General features: G+C 45.7%; 15 protein-coding genes. 6 read left to right on the forward strand and 9 right to left on the reverse strand.

The genetic code is table 11. The features are described 5' to 3' along the window. Nucleotides 1–1,279: 1,279 nt before the first annotated feature. The 4 genes from R7O13_RS13500 to R7O13_RS13515 form a co-directional block, all read right to left on the reverse strand. Nucleotides 1,280–1,609: an SMR family transporter gene (locus R7O13_RS13500; RefSeq protein WP_005478614.1), complete on the reverse strand. Its 330-nt coding sequence runs from the start codon at nt 1,607–1,609 to the stop codon at nt 1,280–1,282. Further along, nucleotides 1,606–2,010 (reverse strand): SMR family transporter, encoded by a 405-nt coding sequence (locus tag R7O13_RS13505; protein ID WP_005384225.1) that lies wholly within the window; start codon nt 2,008–2,010, stop codon nt 1,606–1,608. Before R7O13_RS13505 ends, R7O13_RS13500 begins: the two co-directional genes overlap by 4 nt. Nucleotides 2,011–2,279: 269 nt before the next feature. Continuing rightward, complete coding sequence (locus R7O13_RS13510) at nt 2,280–3,215, reverse strand: LysR family transcriptional regulator (protein ID WP_005379132.1); 936 nt, start codon at nt 3,213–3,215, stop codon at nt 2,280–2,282. 55 nt (nt 3,216–3,270) lie between these two features. Then, entirely contained in the window at nt 3,271–4,278 is a 1,008-nt protein-coding gene (locus R7O13_RS13515; RefSeq protein ID WP_213960923.1) for a substrate-binding domain-containing protein, read from the reverse strand. Between the two features lie 219 nt (nt 4,279–4,497). Between R7O13_RS13515 and R7O13_RS13520 the strand changes: the two genes are divergently transcribed. The 6 genes from R7O13_RS13520 to R7O13_RS13545 all read left to right on the forward strand — a co-directional run bounded on the left by R7O13_RS13520 (nt 4,498) and on the right by R7O13_RS13545 (nt 12,199). Further along, on the forward strand, nt 4,498–5,850 hold the full coding sequence (locus R7O13_RS13520; RefSeq protein ID WP_005384231.1) for a serine/threonine-protein kinase: 1,353 nt from the start codon (nt 4,498–4,500) through the stop codon (nt 5,848–5,850). Nucleotides 5,851–5,863: 13 nt separating this feature from the next. Next, the gene (locus R7O13_RS13525; protein WP_318304040.1) at nt 5,864–7,336 is read left to right on the forward strand and encodes a chromosome partitioning protein ParA; all 1,473 of its coding nucleotides are present in this window, start codon (nt 5,864–5,866) and stop codon (nt 7,334–7,336) included. 2 nt (nt 7,337–7,338) lie between these two features. Continuing rightward, nucleotides 7,339–7,911: a sigma-70 family RNA polymerase sigma factor gene (locus tag R7O13_RS13530; protein WP_005379118.1), complete on the forward strand. Its 573-nt coding sequence runs from the start codon at nt 7,339–7,341 to the stop codon at nt 7,909–7,911. Nucleotides 7,912–7,913: 2 nt separating this feature from the next. Further along, complete coding sequence (locus R7O13_RS13535) at nt 7,914–9,482, forward strand: hypothetical protein (protein ID WP_170890709.1); 1,569 nt, start codon at nt 7,914–7,916, stop codon at nt 9,480–9,482. 262 nt (nt 9,483–9,744) lie between these two features. Continuing rightward, entirely contained in the window at nt 9,745–12,066 is a 2,322-nt protein-coding gene (locus R7O13_RS13540) for a hypothetical protein (RefSeq protein ID WP_005384237.1), read from the forward strand. Further along, nucleotides 12,056–12,199, forward strand: a complete 144-nt coding sequence (locus tag R7O13_RS13545; RefSeq protein ID WP_012841245.1) for a hypothetical protein — start codon at nt 12,056–12,058, stop codon at nt 12,197–12,199. The genes R7O13_RS13540 and R7O13_RS13545 overlap by 11 nt, the downstream gene beginning before the upstream one ends. A 75-nt stretch (nt 12,200–12,274) precedes the next feature. On the opposite strand, the gene R7O13_RS13550 is transcribed toward R7O13_RS13545, so the two are convergent. From R7O13_RS13550 to R7O13_RS13570, 5 genes are all read right to left on the reverse strand, one after another. Beyond that, nucleotides 12,275–13,294 carry an SPOR domain-containing protein gene (locus tag R7O13_RS13550; protein WP_053349776.1) on the reverse strand — a complete coding sequence of 340 codons (1,020 nt, stop codon included), beginning with the start codon at nt 13,292–13,294 and terminating at the stop codon, nt 12,275–12,277. A 157-nt stretch (nt 13,295–13,451) separates the two neighbouring features. Then, nucleotides 13,452–14,402 carry an ABC transporter permease gene (locus R7O13_RS13555; RefSeq protein ID WP_005384239.1) on the reverse strand — a complete coding sequence of 317 codons (951 nt, stop codon included), beginning with the start codon at nt 14,400–14,402 and terminating at the stop codon, nt 13,452–13,454. A gap of 2 nt (nt 14,403–14,404) precedes the next feature. After that, entirely contained in the window at nt 14,405–15,382 is a 978-nt protein-coding gene (locus R7O13_RS13560) for an ABC transporter permease (RefSeq protein ID WP_005379110.1), read from the reverse strand. 147 nt (nt 15,383–15,529) lie between these two features. Next, entirely contained in the window at nt 15,530–17,083 is a 1,554-nt protein-coding gene (locus R7O13_RS13565) for an ABC transporter substrate-binding protein (protein WP_186584564.1), read from the reverse strand. Nucleotides 17,084–17,175: 92 nt separating this feature from the next. Continuing rightward, nucleotides 17,176–18,891 (reverse strand): dipeptide ABC transporter ATP-binding protein, encoded by a 1,716-nt coding sequence (locus R7O13_RS13570; protein WP_005379108.1) that lies wholly within the window; start codon nt 18,889–18,891, stop codon nt 17,176–17,178. Nucleotides 18,892–19,490: the final 599 nt, after the last annotated feature.

The following is a 19,490-nucleotide window of genomic DNA, read 5'->3' on the forward strand; positions in this document are numbered from 1 at the left end:
ACGAGCGTTGGGATTGGCCTCGGTTCTTTTTAAAAATGAATGAGTCCGTCATTCCGACGAGCCTAAGCAAGATTAGGAATCTACTATCAACGTGCTGTGAAGCAAGAGAAAATCCCCCTCTGTTACAGCACTTTTTGTTGGTAGATTCTGAATCACGCTCGTCCCTCACTATTAAGAATGACGAGCTTTGAGATTGGCCACCGCTATTTCTAAAAACGAATGAATCCGTCATTCCGACGAGCCTAAGCAAGATCAGGAATTTAATATCAACGAGCTGTGAAGCCAGAAAAAACACTTCTGCCACAGCACTTTTTGTTGGTAGATTCTAAATCACGCCCGTCCCTCGCTGTTCAGAATGACGAGCGTTGGAATTGGCCTCAGTTCTTTCTAAAAACGAATGAATCCGTCGCTCCGAAGAGCCCAAGCAAGATCAGGAATTTAATATCAACGTGCTGTGAAGCCAGAGAAAACTCCTCTGCCACAGCACTTTTTGTTGGTAGATTCTGACTCTTGCTCGTCCTTCGCTGTTCAGAATGACGAGTTTTGAGATTGGCCTCGGTTCTTTTTAAAAATGATGAGTCCGTCATTCCGACGAGCCTAGGCGAGATCAGGAATTTAATATCAGCGTGCTGTGAAGCCAGAGAAAACCCCTCTACCACAGCACTTTTTGTTGGTAGATTCTGAATCACACTCGTCCCTCGCAGTTCAGAATGACGAGCTTTAGGATTGGCCTCTGTTCTTTCTAAAAAGCGAATGAATCCGTCATTCCGACGAGCCTAAGCGAGATCAGGAATCTAATATCGACATGCTATGACGTCAGAGAAAACTCCTCTGCCACAGCACTTTTTTGTTAGTAGATTCTGAATCACGCTCGTCCCTCGCTGTTCAGAATGACGAGCTTTAGGATTGGTCACTGCTCTTTCTAAAAACGAATGAATCCGTCATTCCGACGAGACTAGGCGAGATCAGGAATCTAATATCAACGTGCTGTGAAGCCAGAGAAAATTCCCTCTGCTACAGCACTTTTTGTTGGTAGATTCTGAATCACGCTCGTCCCTCGCAGTTCAGAATGACGAGCTTTAGGATTGGCCTCAGTTCTTTCTAAAAAACGAATGAATCCGTCATTCCGACGAGCCTAAGCGAGATCAGGAATCTAATATCAACGAGCTGTGAAGCCAGAGAAAATCCCCTCTGCCACAGCACTTTTTGTTGGTAGATTCTGAATCACGCTCGTCTCTTGCTGCTCAGAATGACGATATCTAGCATTCATTAAATTACATCAAGCGGTCTTCATCACTACGACCGCAGCAATCACCACAAAGATACCAAACCAGCCGATTGGCTTGAGTTTCTGCTTAAACAGCAAGGCTCCACCCACTGCGGTACCCAAGATACCGATCGCACCCCAAGAGGCATAAGCAATGGCTAAGTCGATCTCTTTCACCGCTTGTGCCAACAGCGTGAATGCTGTCAGTACCAACACAATCGCCGCAATGCCCCAGCCTTTATATTTAAAACCTTTTGAGCGTGTCAGCGCCATATTGGCCATGATATCGACCAAGGCAGCCATCACGACAAATCCAAATGACATCGTAAAAAATTGACTCATGATTCGCACCTTGTACTAGTAGAAAATGAACGTTCTTTTGCCGGTTTATCGGCATTTTTCTTGGCGTTAGGTTGACCATGCGATTCCCCTAAGGTCACACACACAATGCCAACAACGGCTAACATCAAACCAAACAACTCTTGATGGTTTAAGTGGGCATCAAAGGCGATGATCGACACCACGGTGATCAACGAGATACCTAACCCTTCCCAAACAGCGTATGCCACACCGATCGATATTTTCTTCGCGGCAAACGCGAGAAAGTAGTAAGAGATTGCGATCAGCACATACATTACGATGTAGCCCCACCACCCGTGCCCTTGTCCGATAAGAGACATAGTGCTGGTGCCAGCCACTTCGGCAACGATGGCGAGCAATAAAAATAGACGTGCAACTAGCATGATTAATCCTCCATCAGAAATTAAAAAAATGCATAACGGAGAATGGTGAATGTCACGTACCTGTATCGACATTCAAAAAGTTAAAAAGATAAAAATGAGCCACTTCTCCTGACTATTTGAGATAAGGTTAGCGCTGGGTAGGAAAAAGAGACAGGTAATTGAGATATTCATTTTTGAATATCTTAAGAAGTAAGTTGTCTATGTAGTCACACAATATTGATAAGGTTAAAGCATCTACTCTCTCATTCAGCCGATGCCATAAGGTGACGTCATTGCGTAAAAATCAGCGGCGTATTGAGGGTTTGTCGCACCACTTTATGTAGGTGTCTGTGCAAAGGATGGTTGCGGTTGGTTTGAAGGAAACCGCCAGAGACAACAAACTGGCTAAACTCACGATTAACGGGTGGCATTGCGTAAGAGGCGAGTTCTGGCATCAACAATGCCGAGCTTTGACTGGCATACATAATCGCGTCGGTTTCTTGCAACATTTGGCAAGCCAAACGCAAATTATAGGACTTCAGTAACACTACTGGCTCATAACCCATACGTCGATACTCGGACTCCACGGTACAAAGCGGTTTATATGACGCGGGCGCAGGCAAAGAGACAAGTGGTAGTTTGGACACCGTGTCCCAATCATTGCTGACTTTCGACAACGTTGGGTGGTTTTTGCGCGCCAAAATCACTCGTTTTTCAACGAATAACGGGCGCATGTAAATGTCTTTCGACAGCTCGGTCTCTTGGTCAAGAATGCAGTAATCGTGCTCGCCTTCTAACATTTCATCGTGCGAGTAAGTATTCCAGCTGGAAAAAGCAAAGTGCGCTTTGGGAAAGGCTCGATGACAACCAGTGAGCAGTCGCTGCCCTTGTTCATCCATCAAATAAGGGTCAGTTACAATCGCAATCTGCCCTTGGTATTGCAGCGGGTCGAACACTTCAAATTCTTGCACCACTTTTTCCAGTGGTGCAACCATATTGTCGAACTCGGCGGCGAGACGAATCGCCATGGGTGATGGCTCTACCCCATGTGCTTTACGCACAAAAAGCGGGTCATCAAACACTTGTTTCAACTTCATCACGCCGCGGCTGGCGCTCGGTTGAGAAATGCCAAGCTGCATTGCGGCCAGCTTGATGCTGCGGTTTTCCACCACGGCTTTTAATAAACGCATTAAGTTGAGATCCAATGCATCCAGCTGATGTGCCATACCCTAACCTACCAATATCATTGATGAGCGAATACAAAGAGCAGTTAACAATTAGTTAAACACTCTCTCCCGACGTGATCTGATACCCCATATCGAAGACTTTTTCTTCTTGCGTTTCGCCTTTCAGGCGCGCAATTAATAGCTCTGCGCTCTTTACACCAATTTGGAAACGCGGCGTATCAACGCTGGTCAGTTTCGGACTGATGGTTTGACCGATATCCAGCGCGTTATAGCCCGCCACTGCCAATTGCTGTGGAACTTGAATGCCACGTTGCTGCGCACTCAGCATGGTGCCAATTGCGATGTCATCGTTGGTACAGAACACCCCATCGAGCGTTGGGTGCGTTTCCAGTGCGCGTTCGAGCAAATCATGCGCTAAAGAAAAACTAGAATGATCACCAGTTAATACATGTTTGGGTTCTAGCCCTGCTTCTGTCATCGCGCGATCGTAACCTTGCATCCGCAATTTGGTTCGCGTATCCAGACGCGCGCCAAAATAGACGATTGTACTCTTCCCCGTATCTAGCATCTGCTTAACCACGGTGTACGACGCATCTTCATGATCGAGTCCAACCGCCATATCAATCGGCTCCGATGGCAGTTCCATGGTTTCGACCACCGGAATGCCCGCATTTTTGATCATCTGTAATGTACGCGGCGTGTGATGGCTTTCAGTTAGAATAAGTCCATCGACTTGATAAGAGAGTAATGACGCGATCTTGCGCTCTTCTTCAAGCTCATCGTAGCTAAAATGCGCTAAAAGCGTCTCATAGCCATTGACTTTGGTCACCATCTCTATGCCCTGAACAAAGGAAGCAAAAATTTGGTTGGACAAAGACGGCAGTAAAATACCAATGGCTTTACTGGAGGACTTTGACAACATCGCCGGTGCACGGTTTTCGATGTAACCCATCTCTTCAATCGCAGTCGCAATCTTGGCCCGAGTCTTTTCTGCCACCGATTCAGGGTTACGCATATAGCGTGAAACGGTCATCTTCGTGACGCCAACCTGGTCTGCGACATCCTGCAATGTCGTACGAGTTTTCTTATTCTGTTGAGCCATAAATATGTGATTTATCAGTAATGTTACAAGTAACATTATGACGAATAGACTCTCTGCCGACAAGCTCAGTGAAAATAATTCGCAAAATCATGACGTTATTACTCCATTAGCCATCAAATTGCGTTTCATGGATTGTGAATCAAAACCGAATAAATAAATGACATTTATATCAAAGTTCTTATAAAATGCCGTACCTAAAAGAATAAGACATTAGTCACAGTGCAGTTAGGCTCTAGCGAAACCCAGATTTACTACCACCTGCTTGATCTGGACGACTCCCAAAAGCAGCAATACCTCCAAGCATTGCAACGAAGTCAACCTGAGCTGTATCGACAACTCGTTCCTCTTTTAGCCAACGAGACACCGGAAGAACAACTAACGCAGTTACTTTATTTTGGTGCTCATCAGGCAACGAACCAAGACGTCGATCTAAGCGGAGAAATCATCAGTAAGTACCGCCTAACTCATGAGTTGGGGCGTGGTGGCATGGGTGTCGTATACGCAGCTCTACGTGCAGATGAAACGTTCGAGCAAGATCTGGCTATCAAGTTTATTCAAAGCAATTTGAGCAATGTGTTAGGGCAACGCGCACTCTTCGACGAAGCTCAACTTCTCGCGCGTCTAAACCATCCTTACATCGCGAAAGTGTTTGACGGCGGTCTCCATCAAGATTCGGTTTACATCGTGATGGAGCGGGTGTTTGGTCAAACTTTGGATGAGTATCTATCTGAAAATAAGCTAGAAAAAACGGAGAAGCTGCTGTTGTTTAAGCAGATCTGCCAGGCGATGGAGCACGCCCACCAGCACCAGGTTTTGCATGCCGATCTAAAACCAGAAAATATACTGATTGATCGTAGCAAGCGTCCCAAGCTGCTTGACTTCAACTTGACTCAAAAAGCGCACTCCAACCGAGAAGATTCACCCTCAGCGCTGATTGCGTTTAGCCAAAATTTTGCCAGCCCAGAGCAGCAAGCAGGACAGGTTCTAACAGAGCAAAGCGACGTGTACTCCTTAGGCAAAATTCTCGCTTTGATGTTTCCATCACCAACAATTTGGTCTGATGTTTACTGGGTGATAAGACGCGCAACGCGTCCTGCCACTCAAATGCGATATACCGATGCTAGAGCATTGCGCATTGATATCGAACGAATTATCGAACGCCGCCCAATCGAGCAGAAAAAAAACTGGCCATTGTATAGCGCCTTTCGCTTGGTACAGCGACGTCCCCTTGCTTCGGTATTGTCAGGCATCATTGTGCTCTCTGGTGTGTTATTTGGCAGCGCCATGATGCAAAAGAATATCCAGCTGCAACAAGAGAAGAAGATTGCAGAAGATATGATGTACGAAATGACTCGCCTCATCTTCCACGCGAAGGGGCAAAATGTCGAACATCTCTCAGTGAACTCCATGATGGAGTTAACACGAAGGCGGATACTCTCTAACCCAGATATCCCCAAACATATAAAACAAAAAATGTTGTTGGCGATGATGACACCGGTGCCAGAGAAGCACCTAACTACACCAATGAGTTGTCAGCCAAATTGTGCGTCTAAGGACAGCACCAACCAATAAGGCTTAAAACAAGATGTATACACGTTCAGTGGTATTTTGGCTGTCTGCATTGACGGCTACGTCCACGTTGGCAGCAGACGTTTCAGCTGCCACTTCACAACCACCAGCTTCAACCTTGAAGCAAGGCTACTTTATCGACGCCCCAGTGACTGGCCTGTATTACAAAACCAGTTCCAATATCACTGGCGTCACTCAGCAAGGAGCATTTCATTACCAACCCGGTGATGTAATTAGCTTCTTCCTTGGTAACGATGATAAAGGTTATCTGCTGACGACCTTATCAAGCCAAGAAGTGCTGACGCCGACGATGGCGACAACCAAACCTAGCCGCAGCATCAATATGACGCGTCTGCTGCTTTCTCTCGACAGCACGCCTGAGAATCGTGAGGAAATTGTCCTAGCAAACCGTGTGCTTTCTGATCCTCACTTTCAAAGCCAGCTCAAAGGCCTTGATCTCAATTACCTGGATGACGCTAAACACTACCTCAATCTCGATTGGGTATCTGTCAATGAGGCGATTGAGCACCTAAACGAAAGCCAGCAGTACATTGAAAAAAACTTTTCCTCTGATGAGATCATTTTTGAACCTCGCGACATGACGTTCAAAAACATCGTCATCAAAAAGAAGGATTGGCAAGGCCGCGCTTGTGCTTACGATCTACGCTATCAGCATCATCCCAAATATCGTCCTCCTATTGGTGAAACTCGATTCACCATCACCAAAGACTCATTGATTGAACACCCAAGCATTGGCGATCATTTTCAAGGCTGCTTCCTCTCGATGAAACGCCCTATCACGGAAGATGTCGTCGAACCGATAAGCAAGTTTGCGGATTGGTTTAATATCGTTGGTTGTTCAATCACAGGGTGCACCCGCAACGACTTGAATGGCTTTTCTCTCGAAGACTTCGATGATGAAGGCGACTGGAAGTACCGCTCCGTTGCCCTCAATTTTGATCCGAGCACCGAGTTATTGATGGAAAAAGTACAAGGTCTCGGGCGTAAAAAAAACATCCAACACAATAACCGCACAGAAATGCTCTGGTTTACGTATCCCAATACTAGCGAACACGACATTGACTACCTCGGCGTGTGGCAGCAAACCGAATACCACCAACAGTCCATGACACAATCGTGCCTATTGATGCGCCATCAACAAGTCATGCGACTGCCGCAAAATACGGACACCTGCCCAACCGATACAAGCCTGTACACCCAAGATGTTACCCGCGAATTTGCCGACATGTGGTGGGTCAACAATAGCGCCCCCAAAGCCGAACTCGCGCAAATGAACGTCATGGTACGTTGGTCAACAACCCCATCCGAAATCAATTACACCACCTGGGAATACTTGCCAGCTGGTGCAACTTGGGAGCAAGGCATTTTATATCGCTATCAACAAAATGTTCTGCGCAACCAAGACGGTTCCGATCGCATTGAAACCCACACCATTTCTGAATTTGTCAAAGTGAGCGAGGATGTATAACCATGGCAACAGCAGTAGCACTGACACAAATCATTCAACAATGGCAATCTGGTGATAAACGAGCTGAGAGCGAGCTCTATCAGTTTGCTTATTTACAGTTGCGTAAGATCGCCCAACACGAGCGTGAACGAAATGCAGAAAAGTACGGCACCGACAACAAAGTACTGGCAGACAGCGTCAACAGCACCACGGCATTAATTCATGATGCTTACCTGAAAATGTCCAACTGCGACATGAGTGAAATTGAAACAAAGCGCGATTTCTTTTTGATGGCCGCCAAAGTGATGCGTCAAATCTTGATCGACAACGCACGCTCGCACCAAGCACAAAAGCGTCAACACATTACATTGATGAGAGATGAAGAAGATCGTTTCGAGCAATTGATTATCATGGATAAAGCTCTGGATAGTTTCAGTAGCCGCTATCCACGCCAATCGAGCGCACTCAAACTCAAGTATTTAATGGGCATGAAAAACCAAGAAATCAGTGAGCTACTCGAGTGCAGCGCAAGCCTGATAGAGAAAGACCTCAAATTCTCTCGCAGTTGGCTACAATCACGAATGGCGCACACGTAATCATGAACAAAAAGCTTTGGATAATCGGCGCAGTATGCGTCGGTTTGTTCGGTATTTACTTCATTTCAAACAAACACAATTTGGCATCTGTAAAAGACTCGTCAGACAACGCCGACAAGTCAACCCAGCAAGCACATCGTCAATATGAGCGCACATCTTTAGTTGAAGTAAAGCAAGCGTTGACAGGTTCTGCGTTGGATCGCACTCCTAAAAAAACGGGAGATGACGCATTTAACTCCGCCCTTTTAGGACAACCAGGCCCTGTTACGAATCCATTTCATACCACAGAAGACAACACGTTTTACGAGTCAGCATTGGGTGATAAGAACAGCCGACCACAAGAGGACCCATCAGAGAATAATAAACCCATCATCAACCTCACTGTGGAACAGCAGCTACAAACCATTATTTATGCTTGGGAGCTGAAACAAAACTCTCCGGTGAGTTATTCGCTCAACCTTAACCAGCTTTTTGAAGACCCAGATGGCGATCTCCTCACCACTCAGATTTGGCTTGAAAACGCCAATGGGTTAAGAGTCCTCAACCAAGGACAAATGATGGTGCAAGGAGCGCCTGAGGAAATAAAAACCACCACATATTTGGCGGTAGCAGCGCGCGATGATTATCACGGTAATAGCGATCATGCATGGGTCACAACGCGCTTTGAGTTACCCGTTATCACACCCGATCAAAATGACACAGAACACCCGTTAGTTGGCGATGTAGTTTATCGCCTAGAGACGACACAAAATCTTGCAGGTATCGCGTACGCGTATGAAGTGGTGTATTGCGAGGCCTTTCAGTTTGAGGGGGGCGAAGTAAGTTATGCCGCCTCACACAACAAACGCCAGTGTCCTGAAAAGGGAGACTTGAAAAAAGTGGGCAAGTACAAAATCAGTGATGATTCGTTGATCGTTTATGTCCAAGGTGTACGCCAAATTTGGACCATCAAAAAAGAATACCCATCTCAGGTTCATGAAGATACTCGGAACTACTTCACCACCGTGTTTGATGGTAAACAATTCGAAAGCTATACCATGCAAAAGAACAAGCAGTCCATGGAGAAGCGCATCAATGCACCGACAGGACGATATCTGCATCAAATCTCCTTTTTTGATTATTTGCTACCTCTCCCAAGTGGGGGGTATCTGGTTGCTGAAGTTGGCAATTATATTTATCACTATGGTACTCAAGTCATTGGTCCTCATGGTGAAAGCATCGAATCCGATTTCAATTTACACACTTATGGTCCTAACCTGTATTGTAGCGATGTCGCCATTTGGTATCACAGCCATGTCATTGCTGGTCAAGGAGACTATCAAATCGACATCATATCAGACCCTAACCCAGACGATCCGACTTACCAAATTGATTGCCACGAGTTCATCAGCACCCCTGCTACTGGACAACAATCGTTATCGTTTGATCTTAACTATTCCCCTTACGACGAGCTACTTGATGGCGAGGTGTATAGCTACATTTTACGTCCAAAACCTGAGCTCGCTGATCGCGTTGAGGAATTTAAGATCAACATGATTTATCACGCCCCAGCCCTTACTAATACCCAATAAACCTTTATTTACAGATGGTTATTTTGACAAAACAATCATCCCAAAAACAAAACTGGAACCGTGATCAAATTATCAATTTTCCACCATAGACAAAAAATAGAAATAAATTTTACGGGTTTTGTGCGGATTTTCGTGTCTTGAACCTAAGCTCAATAGTCATTAAAAAGACACCACTCTCTTATATCTCACTAGTGAGATATAAAGAAAAAAATAATAAAAAAGCGACTTTCTCATTCGGAAACGAAACAAGGACAAATAAATAATGAATAAGGTGAGTTTACTAGCAGCGTCAGTGGCTATCGCTCTTACAGGCTGTGGCGGTTCAGATGGTGGTTCAAACAGTGCTAACGACGGCGTTGTGATCACAGGTTTTGACGGCTACTTCAAGCATGCCGTTGTTTTTGAAGATACGAACAACAACGGCCAATGGGACACTCAAGAAACATTCCTTGGTCTGACCGATGAGAAAGGTCAACTGAAATTGGATGCAAAACCAGAAAGCACTCTAGCGCTACAGACCATCACACCAAACGGTTCAAAGCAGAAACAGCTCATCGCCTTGGATGCGAAAGAGTACGCTGGCAAATACACGGTAGATATGGATCATCCAGGCCAAGCTATGGCGCACGAAATCGTATTCCGTGCACCAACATCATCAAACGTGATTTCACCTATCACGGATCTTGTGGCGATTGAAATGGCAAAAGATCCAGCCATTAGTGAAGAAGACGCGAAAGCGAAAGTAAACCAAGCGCTAGGAGGCTCAGAAGAAGCACCAATTGATCTGTACAGTGATTTTGTTGAAGGTGCGACAAAAAACGCCGAACTACATAAAACCGCTCAGATTCTGACCGACTCGAAAGCACAAAACCCAACGAATTACGAGAAAAAAGCCACGGAGTTTGCTCAAGCGGCAAACCAAGAAGTGGAACGTCTTGTTGCATCTGGCGAAAACATCAATGACCCAAATCTACGTCCAATCATCACTGACGCGACCCCAGACAGCGACACCTTAGCACCTGAAACGGCAGTTAATAACAAGCTAACCATAAACAAAATCGTCGAAAAGGCAGCTAAAGATAAGCTAGAAAAACTACCAAAAATCGTACAAGGCGTGGACTTTGATGGCTTAGAGCTAGACATTGAAGGTCTATTTGCAGACAAAGACCAAAACCTTGTGACAACCAAACTGACGCACAACTTTGCAGGCACAGGCATTGAAGTTGTGCAAACTGGCAACCTGATTGTTCTACATCCAACTGCAATCGTAGAGAAAGCTGGTGATTTTGAGATTGTTCTAACGGCGCAAGACATTGATTCGTCAGGTAAGGTTTTGGGTACGGTAAGCACCGTATTTCAGTTCGAAATCGAATCGGCAAACTTACCACCAATGGTTGTAGAAACAGAACAAGCGCGTCTGCAGTCCATCGTTGATGGTTGGTACCTACAACAAGGTGAAGTGTTTGAACAAACACTCGATATTTCTGGTTTGTTCCAAGATAAAGACGGTCAAATTACCGACTACTCAGCGGACTATGTAGACATTGAAGGTCTAACAGTATCTGAGGATGGTAATGCAATTATCACCATTAAAGGCACACCAACAAAAGCAGGTGAAGCTGGAGCAGTACTTGCGATTAGCGCAACAGATGGCCATACCGCGGTACAAATTGCGCTCAGCATGCCAACGGTTATCGAAGGCGTCACGCCACCACCAGTAGTACCGACTTTGGGCTTCACTCACGAGCACTTCAACGGTCAAGAATGGAAAATGGGTAGCTTTGCACAGAAAGATGGTGAAATTGGCTACGCCATGTTGATGCAAGATTCTGAAGGCCTACTATTCTGCTGGGGTTCAAACCACGATGAGATGAATCAAGAATACAAAGCGAACATCAGTGACTTCCTAAAAGACACATGGGAACACGATGCTTACGCCATTCTTGCCGATCTGGACCAACAAACTGGTTACACGGAATACAACAATAAAGACTGTAACGACGTTGAGCTGAAAGACGGTAAGCTATACAACAGCTACGGCGACGAGTATGAAATGTTGTACCAGCACAAAACCGAGCATAACGGCACTCAAATGATCGTTAAAATCTCAGATGATGAGCTGTTCTGGATGGACTCAAGCAATACCCCATTTGCAGAATCACTTTCGGTTGCAGAACACATCAAACACGGCACGGTAGAGCATGACTTGATGGTAGAAAGTAATGGCACAGGCGACGACACAGTCCTGAAATACTCGTCAGGTGCGTACGAATACGACACTGATACTTACAACTACACTTCGTTCATGCCAACAGGATTCCAAACTCCAGGTAATTGGGAAATCCAGAATGATGAAGACCGTGAACTGCTGATTCTAGAAGAAACAGGCTCAGAGTCAGATTACAAAACTCGTCATCGTTACATCAACCGCGATTTTGGTGACTTTTATATTGGTATTCGTTGGAGTAAAGAACAAAACGGTCATGAATCCGCACCGGAATATGGTCTGTACTCTAACAGCAAAGAAGCCATGACAAGCATCGCGAGTTCACTACCGATTTTGGAGCCTGGTGATGATGACTAAAGCAACCATCGTTAACCCTTGCTGTGATAGCGTGCATTTGCGTAGAAGACGCAGAACACTTTGGGAACGATTGGTCGGCATCAAAGAAGTGTATATCTGCTCTAACTGTCACAAAGAAACGCCACTCAAATAGCGATAATATTTGAGACCGCAAAAAAGCCCCGAACTCGGGGCTTTCTTCTATATTTTGACCACAATATCTGAGTCGTTATTTCACGCACACCACGTTCAATAATGAGGTCCCGGTGAGCTGATTGGGCTCACGATCGGCGAACAAACCTTTCTTATCTTTGCCCCAATACGGCAGTTGCAGTGGCCATTGATTTTTTTCCATCACCCCAGACGCCCTCAGCGCTTTAAACTCTGCAGGGTTAGCTAAGTTCATACCCAGGTGCTGACATACTTTGTGCGAGTTTTCGTAGTTGAGGCGGTTCCACGGCTTACCATGTTCCATGTAAAACTGATTATGGTGATCGAGTAAATATGGGACCACGTACGTTTTGCCCTGTACTGAAGTTCTCAACCGAACTTCAATGTCATCATTTCCAGTGACAATTGGCTTCGCTTTGGTCTTAGCAACAGGCGTAGACGAAGAGCTATCATGTGAACTTTTTGCCTTGGTATCTGGCTTCTCTGCCCGCGCTTTAAAGGCGTCGGTATCAGCTCGCACAGCAGGAACTGGCGCGGGTTTCGGGGTCACCGTCGGTGTTGGCTTAACCGAAGATGCGGCTGATTTCGACGATACAGTAGATTTAGGTGTAGGTGGTGTTACTGGTTGTTTCGTCCCTTTCCCAACCACTCGGATGAACGCCTCTTTGTAATTCGACAAGGTTTTGACTCCTCGTAAGTCATCCCTCGCATCAGACAATGCCTTGTAAGGTCCAATCAAACAGCGATAGCCTTTGGATTCAGGCTTCATCCATACGTCAGTCGTGATTTTACTATAGAGAGGCTTAGCTTTCGCGAGAGACATAGGCTTGGGTAGCAATCCGCATTGAATCCAGTAAAGGTAGTTGCCTCCTTGCGGCACTTTCTTTCCCCATACTCCGTTACCAATTGGGCATGTTTTCTCAAGCATCGGTAATTCTTTCTCGCTGGCTTGAGTGGCTTGGCAAAGGAACTCCTCCGCCTCAACTGGATTAGAAAACTGGGCGCATACCAGCAACAAACCCAAAGCCAGGCTTGCTTGGAAGACGTTAGATGGGCGTTGGGCCTTCTTCATTTCCATACACTTCACTCTAAATTAGTGGGTAAGGTCATCATGGCGGAAAAGCGCCAAAAAAATGTGAACAAAGAATAACTAGCAAAAAAAGAGCCGGAATTTGCATCCGGCTCTCAGTTTAGGAAGGAATTAAGTGAATTTACAACGCTTGGTGGGAAAATTCTTATCCTTTGTACAGTTTCGGGTTGAATACATCACGTAGCCAGTCGCCCAACAGGTTGATAACCAAAACCAATGTTACTAGCACGATGCCAGGGAAAGCAGTAATCCACCATGCACCAGAGAAGATGTAGTTAAAGCCGATGCTGATTAGCGCACCCAGTGACGGCTGATCAACAGGAAGACCCAAACCTAGGAATGACAGTGCCGCTTCCGACATGATCGCATTCGCTACCTGTACCGTCGAGATAACCAAGATTGGCGATAGACAGTTTGGCAGAATGTGACGGAACATGATTCGCGGAGCTTTAAAGCCCATCACACGCGCCGCTTCGACGTATTCTTTCTTCTTCTCTGCCAATACCGAGGCACGAATAGTCCGTGCGTATTGCGGCCATTCAGCCACACCGATGATCACCACCAGCATCACCACTGCGTATTGGCTGTAAAAATCGCTGCCAAAGCTGGCTTTGAAAATGGCCGATACGATGATCGCCACCATCATGGTTGAGAACGATAGTTGAACATCCGCAAAGCGCATCAAGAAGCTATCGATACGACCACCGAAGTAACCCGCCGACAAACCAATGATGATACCCAGAATCAACTGAAGACCGACGGCTAAAAAGCCGATCGTCAAAGACAAACGAGAACCGTAAAGAATGGTCGATAAAATATCACGGCCTTGCTCATCAGTACCCAACACAAAGCGTTCATCGCCATCTTCCATCCACGAAGGTGGCAACTCAGAATCCATGATGTCGATAGACGTCAGATCGTACGGGTCTGTTGGCGCAAGAATCGGTGCAGCCAATGCCAATACTAAGAACATCATAAAGACGGTAAAACTCGCCATCGCCACTTTGTCGCGTTTGAAATAATACAGAAAATCTGACTCTTTGAAACGCTGCCACGCTGATGGAGCAGGAGCTGGTGTTAAATTTGATTGGCTCATGATTAAGCTCCTTTTCCAGTTAGGTTCACAGTTGGGTTGATGATGCCGTATAGCAAGTCAACGATGGTATTGGTTACCACGAAGATCAGACCAACAAAGATAACGTAGGCAGTGATCAGCGGTGTATCTACACGGTTGATTGCCTCTAGGAAAAGGAAGCCAGTGCCCGGCCATTGGAACACGGTTTCAGTAAGAATGGTGTAGGCCACCATGGTACCAATCTGCACACCACCTACTGTCAATACTGGCAGCATGGTGTTCTTAAGTGCATGTTGGTAATAAATCTTTTGTAAGTTCAAACCTTTTGCTTTGGCGAACTTAATGTATTCTGAACTCAGAACTTCCAGCATTTCTGAACGCACCAAGCGGATGAACAACGGCAACATGATAGACGCTAGCGCAATACAAGGTAGGATGAGGTGCTTGATACCATCAATGGTAAAGAAGCCAGATTCCCAACCGAGTACGTTAGCGGTTTCACCTCGCCCATAGGAAGGCAACCAACCAAGTTCTATGGAGAAGACATACATCAGCATGATTGCGGTTAAGAACACCGGAATCGAGATACCGACACTGCTCATCGCCATGACAAATTTGGTAAAAACACTCTTAGGATGAATCGCAGAGTACACCCCAAGCGGAATAGAGAAAACAATGATGATAAGCGTCGCGCCAAACACGAGCTCTAATGTAGCTACCAGCTTGTCGAGAATCACCTCAACCGCAGGTCGCTTGAAAAAATATGAGGTACCCAAATCACCTTGCAGTGCATTACCCACAAAGCGCGTGTACTTTGTGATAAAGGGATCGTTCAGGCCCAAGTCGTCGCGTAGCGCTTGACGCTCCGATTCCGAAACCGACTGACCTACAAGCTCACGCAGCGGATCACCCAGGTTGTCCTGAATGGCAAACGCCACCAAACTGATCACAAACATCACTATCAGTGCCTGAAACAGGCGCTTGACCAGAAACGAAAACATTCCTTGCCCCTTAACTATCCATAGATCTCTAAATTAGAGAGAAAATTCAGTCTAAATAACCAACTCAATCCGACTGAAACAAAATTGAGTCGAGTGCTTTAAGTTGAGGAGGGAAATCCATCCCTCCTCAAAGTCGACTAACCGTGATTATTCAACCACTAGGTCACCGAAGTAAGGCATTACCATTGGGTTAACGATATCTGCCGCTTTCACGTTAGACTTCGCGCCCCATGCTTCACTTTGCCAGTGTAGCGGTACGAATGCTGCGTCGTTGTATAGTGTCGCTTCTACGCCCTTCAGCATTTCTGCACGTTTCGCAGCGTCCGTCTCTACGTTCGCAGCTTCAACTACTTTGTCCATTTCTGGGTTTGAGTAGTAACCACAGTTGTACTGACCACGACCGGTTTCTTCGTTACGAGTCATCGTTAGGAACTCGTTGAAGTTCGCTGAGTCTTCTGTATCTGAGTGCCAACCGATCATCAGCATGTCTGCCGCACACTTGTCGAACTCAGGCCAGTACTGCGCTTTTGGCATGGTCTTCAGATCAACCTTGATACCGATCTTAGACAACATTGCCGCCGCCGCTTGTGCTACTTTCGCATCGTTCACGTAACGGTTGTTTGGTGCGATCATCGTTAGCGTCAGGCCGTTTTCGTAACCCGCTTCTTTCATCAGTTCTTTCGCTTTCTTCAAATCGTAACGAGGAACCAGTTTGTCATCGTGACCTACGTAACCTGCCGGGCTTTGCTGACCAGCAGCCGTTGCGAAGCCTTTCATGATTTTCTTCACGATACCTTCGTTATTGATTGCGTGAACAATCGCTTGGCGAACGCGAACGTCTTTCAATGCTTCGTTGCTGTTTTGGTTTAGTTGGAACGTGATGATACGAGTACCAGGCAGCGTGACTAGGTCGATGCCATCAGCATCTTCAACGCGTTTGTGGTCGTTTGGCGCTACAGGGTGAATCATGTCTACACCGCCAGAAAGCAGCGCTGCTACACGAGTTGCGTCTTCTTTGATTGGCACAAGTGTTAGCTTATCAACATTACCTTTCGACTCTTTGTCCCAGTAATCTTTAAAGCGTTCAAATTCCACTTTTACGCCCTGTTCACGTGAAGTCACAATGAATGGACCCGTGCCAGATACGTTAGTCGATGCAAATGAGTTACCGTGCTTCACTAACTCAGACTTGTCTTTGCCGTCCGCAGTTTTGCCCGTGTAGAACTTGCTGTCCATTGGGAAAATGTACGTTGCGGTTTGCAACACTAGTGGGTAAGGACCTTTAGTTACAAGATCGAACGTGTTGTCGTCAACTTTGACGATTTTTTCGTACGGGTCGAAGATGTTTTTAAAGTCAGGAGAGCTTTGTAAACGCTGGAACGTCCACACGACGTCGTCAGCCGTTAGAGTATTGCCAGAATGGAATTTCACACCTTCACGCAGTTTGAAACGAACAGTCGTATCGTTAATACGTTCCCAGCTTTCTGCTAGGCGAGGCTCGAAATCCATTTTTTGAGTAAAGCGAACCAACGGATCAAATACCATGTGTGACATTTGCAGTGTGCCACCTGATAGCTGCTCATGTGGGTCAAGCGATACTGGGTCAGCTGCATAGCCAACTTTGATATCTGCTGCCATTGCGTTAAAGCTTAGGCCCGCAGCCATTAGCGCCACTGCTAATTTGCTTTTCATGGTTTTCATTTGCATAACTCCTTCATGCGGGGATACGGATCCCTTGTTGTTGTGTTTGCGTCTTTGTTATGACTAAAGGTTAGCCAAGCGAATTGCTTGGTTTATGCCGTTTCGATCTCTTCTCGCAAGCCAGTAAACTCCGGCATCAGAGAAATCAATTTTTTGCTGTATTCGTGTTGAGGTGCCGTGAATAACTGTTCTGTTGGTGCCACTTCTAAAAGTGTACCCATTTGCATCACACCTACTCGGTCACACATCTGACGAATAACAGGTAAATCGTGGCTGATAAACAACATAGTCAAGTTCAGCTCACTTTGCAGATCTTTCAGCAAGTTTAGAATTTGTGCCTGTACCGATACGTCCAGTGCTGAGGTCGGTTCATCACAAATCAAAAGTCGAGGACGAGTCGCCAACGCACGCGCAATAGAAATACGCTGACGCTGACCACCGGAGAATTCATGAGGGTACTTAAGCCCAGCCATTCGACCCAAACCAACATGATCCAATAGGTCATTCACGATTTGGCGAGTTTCCGACTCGTTTTTCGTCAATTTATGGAAACGGATTGGCTCAGCAATAATATCGAATACCTTCATACGAGGGTTCATTGAAGTATATGGGTTTTGGAACACCATCTGCATTTGACGACGCATCGGGCGGCGCTCTTTCTCAGAGGTTAAAGCGGTCAGGTCAATGCCCTCGAATTTCACCTGACCAGAGTTAGGTTGGTATAAACCAGCAATCACACGTGCAATGGTCGATTTACCTGAACCAGACTCGCCCACCAAACCAAAGGTTTCGCCTTCGTGCACTTCAAAGCTCACATTATTAGATGCTTGCACGTATTCTCGGCGGCTCTCGAACAAAGAGTCTTTGGTCACAAAGCGAAGATTGACGTTCTTCACGTCCAAAAGCGGGCCAGTGTACTCACGCTCATCTTGGCTTTGTCCTAACCAGTGGTTCTTGATATCGAGTGGCTCCATTTCCGCCGCTTCTTCGATATAGCTTACTAACGGGAAACGATCTAGCTTTCTGTCTGAACGTGGTACCGCTGAAATTAGACTGCGAGTGTAAGAGTGATCAGGATCGCCCAATACTTTGGCTGTTGGTCCAAACTCCACCAAGTCACCACGATACATTACCGCCACGCGATCGGTGACGTTGGAGACGACACCCATATCGTGAGTAACTAACATACAGCCGACATTGTTCTTGATACACAGCTCGCGGATCAAGTTGAGGATTTGGTCTTGGATAGAAACGTCTAACGCCGTAGTTGGTTCGTCCGCGATGATGAGATCAGGCTCACCAGCCAAAGCAATAGCAATGACAACACGCTGACGCATACCACCAGAGAATTGGTGCGGGTACTGTTTTAAGCGGTTTTCTGGTTGCGGAATACCAACCTGCTGCATAAGAGAAAGCGCGCGCTGATACGCCTCTTCATCAGAGACCTTCATGTTAGCGTGGATCGTCTCTTTCAGCTGTTGCTCAACAGTAAAAAGTGGATTGAGCGAGGTCATCGGATCTTGGAAAATAAAACCTATTTTCGAGCCGCGAACCTTACGCATCGCTTCTGGTGATAGGCCAGAAATTTTTTCTCCATCCAAGAATACATCACCGCTAGCAACGCGACCTGGGGGACTAAGCAAATCGATAACAGCGTTACCAACGGTGGATTTACCCGCACCTGATTCGCCAACAACACCCACGATTTCACCACGTTCAATATGAAAAGAAAGTGACTTCACGGCAGCGTGAACGCCGTGTCGGGATGGGTATTCAATACGAAGGTTTTTCACTTCTAATAGTGACATTTCAGACCTCTACTGCCTTGTCTGTGGTATCGAATCATGCCAAAGGCACCATTCATCACCTGAATGAATCCGTTCAAATTCAGAATAATACTCTGAAATCTTAATGCGGAAATAATTTGGCAAAAATCACACAAAAAAGCAACAATTAAAGTATATTCCGCCGAAAAAACATTAAATAAACGCACAATTAGCGAATAAAAATGCATTAACAAGTATTTAACCATTTTCATATCACACTATTTTTGTGCGTCATGCACCAATAAAACTAGAAAAATGCTCTAAAAGTAAACATGAGCTAAACAAGATCATTAACCATATTATTCATGTGCATTTATTAACATTTAACAAACAATATCATATGAAAAAAGTGTTTTTTCAACATAAAAAACTATTAATAAAATAGTCGGCAAATACAAAAAGCCAAACTTAGGAAGAGAAAGGATAGGTCAAAACGTGAACAAAACAGCAAAACCACACAAATCCTGCTCCAACGCAGATTATGCGCCACTTAAGCGGTTTATTGACTAAGCAAAGGAAAGTACCGCTATCCTCATTCGTACGTCATAAGAAAACTCGCCGGTTTTAACCCTTTACGACAC

Source organism: Vibrio sp. Y176 (assembly GCF_033438945.1).